5 protein-coding genes and 1 pseudogene are annotated in these 5,841 nt (G+C 39.9%); all 6 read left to right on the top strand.

The window, feature by feature from the left end; all coding sequences use genetic code 11:
- A pseudogene (locus Q0212_RS07230) lies at window positions 1-1,002 on the top strand (hypothetical protein); the annotation flags it as partial.
- Window positions 1,003-1,018: 16 nt separating this feature from the next.
- The gene (locus Q0212_RS07225) at window positions 1,019-1,576 is read left to right on the top strand and encodes a 2-hydroxychromene-2-carboxylate isomerase (RefSeq protein WP_297924017.1); all 558 of its coding nucleotides are present in this window, start codon (window positions 1,019-1,021) and stop codon (window positions 1,574-1,576) included.
- On the top strand, window positions 1,576-2,235 hold the full coding sequence (locus Q0212_RS07220) for a fumarylacetoacetate hydrolase family protein (RefSeq protein ID WP_297924015.1): 660 nt from the start codon (window positions 1,576-1,578) through the stop codon (window positions 2,233-2,235). The genes Q0212_RS07225 and Q0212_RS07220 overlap by 1 nt, the downstream gene beginning before the upstream one ends.
- A gap of 300 nt (window positions 2,236-2,535) precedes the next feature.
- The gene (locus Q0212_RS07215; RefSeq protein ID WP_297924013.1) at window positions 2,536-3,717 is read left to right on the top strand and encodes a branched-chain amino acid ABC transporter substrate-binding protein; all 1,182 of its coding nucleotides are present in this window, start codon (window positions 2,536-2,538) and stop codon (window positions 3,715-3,717) included.
- Between the two features lie 104 nt (window positions 3,718-3,821).
- Window positions 3,822-4,184: a hypothetical protein gene (locus Q0212_RS07210; RefSeq protein ID WP_297924011.1), complete on the top strand. Its 363-nt coding sequence runs from the start codon at window positions 3,822-3,824 to the stop codon at window positions 4,182-4,184.
- Between the two features lie 147 nt (window positions 4,185-4,331).
- Window positions 4,332-4,937, top strand: coding sequence for a hypothetical protein (locus Q0212_RS07205; RefSeq protein ID WP_297924009.1), 606 nt, complete (start codon window positions 4,332-4,334; stop codon window positions 4,935-4,937).
- Window positions 4,938-5,841 lie beyond the last annotated feature (904 nt).

Here is a 5,841-nt window from a genome sequence, read left to right as displayed (position 1 = left end):
TTTAAGGGGACGGACTTTTATCGAGATGGGCACGTATTCTTCAACAAGAAAATTCCAAAGAGTTTTGACAATATAAAATCGTTTGCCGATTTAGGAGTTAAGAAAACCAACTATCGGCATACTTTATCTTCAGGAGTGGGCAGAATGTCGGGGGCTTTTGCCGAAGCAGAAACTTCAGAAACAGAAGCTATAAAAACCAAAGATGTTAAGCTCACTGATATTCCAAAAAACACAATTCGTTTTGCATTAAGTCAAAATCCGTTTTTTTATTTCGACAGTTTATCACACTACTTTCCAAGTGTTGGTTCACTTTCCAATTTCATTGACAGCACAGACTTTTTAGCAGGATTAGAAATCACCTTCAACGGAACAGCTAACCGACTAAAAGAAATTAGCCATTTCGATTTTTTACAAGCCTTAAACGGACTTTTACAAACCATTGAAGCGGACATAAAGAGCAACTCGACAGAATATGAAGGTTCAGACTATATCAAAGAACCAATTCACAAAGTTTTCAAAGACAAAGAAATCAAAGTTTACAAAGACAGCGAACGAGCAGATGGACAAGAATCATTGGTAGCCAACGAGCCTTGGTATGTTTACAACGCCAACTACGGAACAAGTGAAGAAAAGAAATTTGTAGAACTATTTTCAAGACGATTTGAAGGACTGAGTCAAAAGTTTGAAAACATTTACCTAATCAGAAACGAAAGAGAAATTAAAATCTTCGACAAACTCGGACGAGCATTTGAGCCTGACTTTTTATTGTTCTGCAAGCAACGTGATGGAGAACAAATGACTTTTCAGGTTTTCATTGAGCCTAAAGGAGAACATTTAAAAGGACACGACAAGTGGAAAGAAGACTTTTTGAAAGAAATCAGAACGGAACAAAAGACTATTAAAATCCACACGGACACTTATTTAATAACAGCCGTGCCGTTCTACAATTATAACCATGAAAACGAATTTAAAATAACTTTAGAAAGTACATTAAACTTGTAAAACAAAGAGACCCCCCATGAAAAAGCTCGAATTTTTTTACGATATTGTCAGTCCTTATAGCTATATTGCTGCCACACAATTAGGCCAATTTGAGGGCAAAGCAGAAGTTATTTGGAAGCCTGTGTTATTAGGTGGTGTATTTAAAGCCACAGGCAACTCAGGGCCAGCCTTTACTGTACCTGCCAAAATGCCGTATATGTTCAAAGACTTACAACGCTTATCAGCTTATTATCAAATTCCTTTAAAAATTCCTGCCAATTTTCCTGCTAATACTGTGACCATACAACGCGTATTATGTGCTGCCAGTGATGCCGAGCGTCCAGCATTAACTCATAAATTATATGAGGCTTATTGGGGACAAGGTTTGGATGTCACCAATGTTGAGTTATTAAGCCAATTAGTTGGCGCAGAGTTAGTGGCAAAAACCCAAGAAGACGGTGTAAAAAATGCCTTAAAAGCCAATACCGAAGAGGTGGTCGCTCGCGGCGCATTTGGCGCACCGACTTTCTTTTTGGGTGATGAGATGTTTTTTGGTTCAGACCGTTTCTTTTTAATTCAAGAGGCTCTTAAATAATGACCTATCAACATCAGTGGTTAAATGGCGAAAAGATAAATTTACCTGTTGGCAAAGCCGTCTGTGTGGGCAGAAATTATGCCGCTCATGCCAAAGAATTGGGTAATGCTGTGCCAGAAGCACCCATTTTATTTTTAAAACCAAGTACGGCCATTGTACCACTGATGCCTGCTTTTGCGATTCCTCAAGACCGTGGCTCTTGTCATCACGAAACCGAAATTGCAGTATTGATTGGCCAAACGATTAGCAAAATCAGTGTTGATGATGTGCCTCAAGCGATTGCTGGCTATGGTTTAGCCTTAGATTTAACCTTGCGCGATTTACAAAATCAGCTTAAAAAGCAAGGTTATCCGTGGGAAGTTGCCAAAGCCTTTGATGGTGCGTGTCCATTATCACCATTTATCAAGCCTGAGCAGTTTAAGGATATTAGCCAAACAGAGTTTAGCTTAACGGTGAATGGTCAAAGCCGTCAGCATGGTTTTACTCAAGACATGATTACACCTGTGTATGAGTTAATTGCTTATATTAGCCAAATTTTTACCTTGCAAGCAGGTGATATTGTGTTGACTGGCACGCCTGAAGGTGTTGCTGCCTTACAACGTGGTGATGAGTTGGTGTTGTCTGTCGTTGGTCAATCGTTTGCAACTAAGGTGCTTTGATTATGAGTACAATTCGCCAGATTTTTGATGATATGCCATCCGTAAATTGGTTCACTTATGCTTTGGCGTTTGGAAGAACCAAACGCCTTATCAAACAGATTTTTTACCAAAAACCTCATAAAATTGCTTGACCAGAGAGACGGTATCTTCGCTCAACTCAAGCATTTCGGTGAAATGCGTAAGTCATAATTCATTTTAACGTAATTTAGCGCATTTGTAGTTCAACAAATTATCCATCTTGGCAAGAACCTTGCTAGAATTGACCCATCAATCCCAAAATAACCAAAGGAGAGACGCAAGGTGAATAAATTATTTGGTATGAGTTTGTTGGCGGCTGCCGTAGCAGTCACAGGTTGTGGCAAAAAAGAAGATGCGCCTAAAACAGACGCAGCAACCACCACAGCAAGCAGTAATGGCGGGATGGTAGTAAAAATTGGTCATGCTTCACCCTTAACAGGCCCACAAGCACATTTGGGTAAAGATAACGAAAATGGCGTGCGTATGGCCATTGAAGAATTAAATGCTAAAGGTGTGACCATCGGCGGCCAAAAAGTTCAGTTTGAGTTAGAGTCCGAAGACGACCAAGCCGATCCGCGTATTGCTACTACCGTAGCGCAAAAATTTGTTGATGACAAAGTCAGTGGCATTATTGGTCACTTAAACTCTGGCACAACGATTCCTTCTTCACGCATTTATAACGATGCTGGTTTAGTGCAAATTTCGCCATCCGCAACCAATCCAAAATACACCCAACAAGGTTATAAAGGCGCGTACCGCGTCATGGCCAATGATGTACAACAGGGTAAGGTATTAGGTGAGTTTGCGGTTAAAGATATGGCAGCCAAAAAAATCGCCATTATTGATGACCGTACTGCTTATGGCCAAGGTTTAGCTGATGAGTTTGAAAAAGCTGCTAAAGCTGCTGGTGGTAATATTGTCGTTCACGAATTTACCAACGACAAAGCTTCTGACTTTACCGCGATCTTAACCAAAATTAAGGGCGTTGCACCTGATTTAGTGTTTTATGGTGGTATGGATGGTCAAGGCGCGCCAATGGTAAAACAAATGCAAACCCTGGGCTTAAAAGCACAATTCTTGGGTGGTGATGGTATTCATACCGCCGAATTTATGAAGTTGGCAGGTGCTGCTGCCGAAGGTGTAACCGCTTCTTTACCCGGTGTGCCGTTAGAGCAAATGCCACATGGAGCAGACTTTAAACAAAAGTTTGAAGGCAAATACGGCAAAATCCAGTTGTACGCACCGTATTGTTATGATGCGATGATGGTTATGGCCGAAGCCATGCAACGTGCAAATTCTACTGAGCCAGCCAAGTATTTACCCGAAATGGCCAAAACCAATTATAACGGGGTGACGGCCAATATTAAGTTTGACGACAAAGGCGATTTACAAGGCGGTTCAATTACCGTCTATCGTGTGGCCAAAGGTGAATGGCAAGTGGTCAAAACAGTGACTGGTCAATAATACTGTTGTGATTATATCTGTGTAGGGATAACCCTTGTGGTTATCCAGTTAAGGGCAACCACAAGGGTTGCCCCTACGATGTGTTTATAAAAAAGAGAAAAACCATGAAACCGTTATTTGATACTTTTCGTTCTCATTCTTTAGAGATTTTAGCCAATTTAAAAGAACGTTATGGCTTATTGTTACGTCGTGATTTAGTCAGTGCCAAATTACTGCACAAAGAAGGACAATTATTTTTAGAATATACCGTTACCGATAAAGATAATTATTCTTTTGATAATAAAGTGATTACCAAAAGTCTAACTTTAACCGCTGAAATTAATGATGCGTTGAGTCTGCAAAATTCTATTTTTGAGAATGCGCGTTATATTGTTGAAGAATTACCACCAACCAGTTTGGCACAAATGGCTGATATTTTTGATGAAAGTGCTGCTGCGGTGATTATTAATTATGTGCAAAAGGTTTAAGCGATTTATTTACCCTTCGACTCCGCTCAGGAAACAGCCTCGTAGTGGTTTACAAAAATCGTGGTGGTTGAGCGGAGTCGAAACCACTCCAACTTTGCTTGGTAGGCGATTGAATTTATACTTTAGAAATTAATTCGAGAACAGAAAATGTCTTATATCTTACAAGCTGATAAAAGTTATACCTTTTCTGATTATTTTAATCTAAATTACTCTACCAAAGAGATTGTGGCAGAGTTTGGTTATACGTTTAAATTAGAAAAATTAATCTTACCTAAAAAGCAAATCGCCAATTTAGATGTCAGTAAGTTGCGCCAAGCATTTTATAACAAATTACCGCATATTTCGCTTAACTCAGAAATGGCAAAACGTGAGTTTTTTATTAGTCCTATTTTGTTAGAAATGCTGGAGTATATTGAATTTAATATCGAAGTTGAATATGCCGTTAATGTTAATGATAAGCTAAGAGGCAGTATTGACTATTTATTAACAGCGAAAAAAAAATTATTAGTGATTGAAGCTAAAAATGCTGATTTAGATAAAGGCTTTAGTCAGCTAGCGATTGAATTAATAGCAATGGATCATCTTGCTCCTCCCTCAGACTTTTTATATGGTGCAGTGACTTTGGGTGATGTTTGGCGATTTTGTTGTTTAGACAGAGTCAATAAAATCGTCAGTAAAGATATTGATGTGTTTGCAGTGCCAAGTCATCTCGAAGAATTGTTTTTAGTGTTTGCAGGTATTTTAGCCGAGTAAATTTTGTGGATATCTTAGCCCAACAATTAATTAATGGCCTGATCTTAGGCAGTATTTATGCGTTAATCGCGCTTGGTTATACCATGGTCTATGGTATTTTGGGCTTGATTAACTTTGCGCATGGCGAAATTGTCATGATTGGTGCAATGGTATGTATTACCTGCCTCAATTTATTATTAGGCCATGCAGGTGACACCTCGCCGCTATTATTAGTGTTTGCCAGCGTGTTAATGGCCATTCCTGTGTGTGCTGCTTTAGGTTATAGCATTGAGCGTATTGCGTATCGACCTTTGCGCAATGCTCCACGTTTAGCACCTTTAATTACCGCAATTGGCGTATCTATCGTGTTGCAAAATATGGCAATGATTATTTGGGGCAGACAATATGTGCCGTTCCCTGCCATTTTTGAAAATGCGCCACATCAAGTGTTTGGGGCATCAATTACCTCATTACAAATTAGCATTATTGTTTTAGCAACCTTGATGATGGGTGCTTTGTGGTTATTGGTGCAAAAAACCAAATTGGGTCGTGCAATGCGTGCCACTGCTCAAAGTCCACAAGTTGCTTCGTTGATGGGCGTTAATGTCAACCAAGTGATTGCCATGACCTTTATTTTAGGTTCTTGCTTAGGTGCGGTGGCGGGTATTATGGTTGCTGCAAACTACGGACAAGCCCATGCCTACATGGGCTTTTTATTGGGTCTAAAAGCCTTCTGTGCCGCGGTATTGGGTGGCATTGGTAATATTGCAGGGGCAGTGATTGGCGGTATTTTGTTGGGCATTATCGAAAGTGTGGGTGCAGGTTATTTAGGCGATTTAACCAATAACTTTTTAGGCAGCCAATACCAAGATATTAGATCGGAAGAGCGTCGTGTAGGGAAAGAGTGTCTTCGCCTGTGTAGATC

Origin of the sequence: uncultured Agitococcus sp., assembly GCF_937920075.1 — a bacterium.
GTDB lineage: Bacteria > Pseudomonadota > Gammaproteobacteria > Pseudomonadales > Moraxellaceae > Agitococcus.
This window is presented reverse-complemented; position numbering and strand designations above follow the sequence as displayed.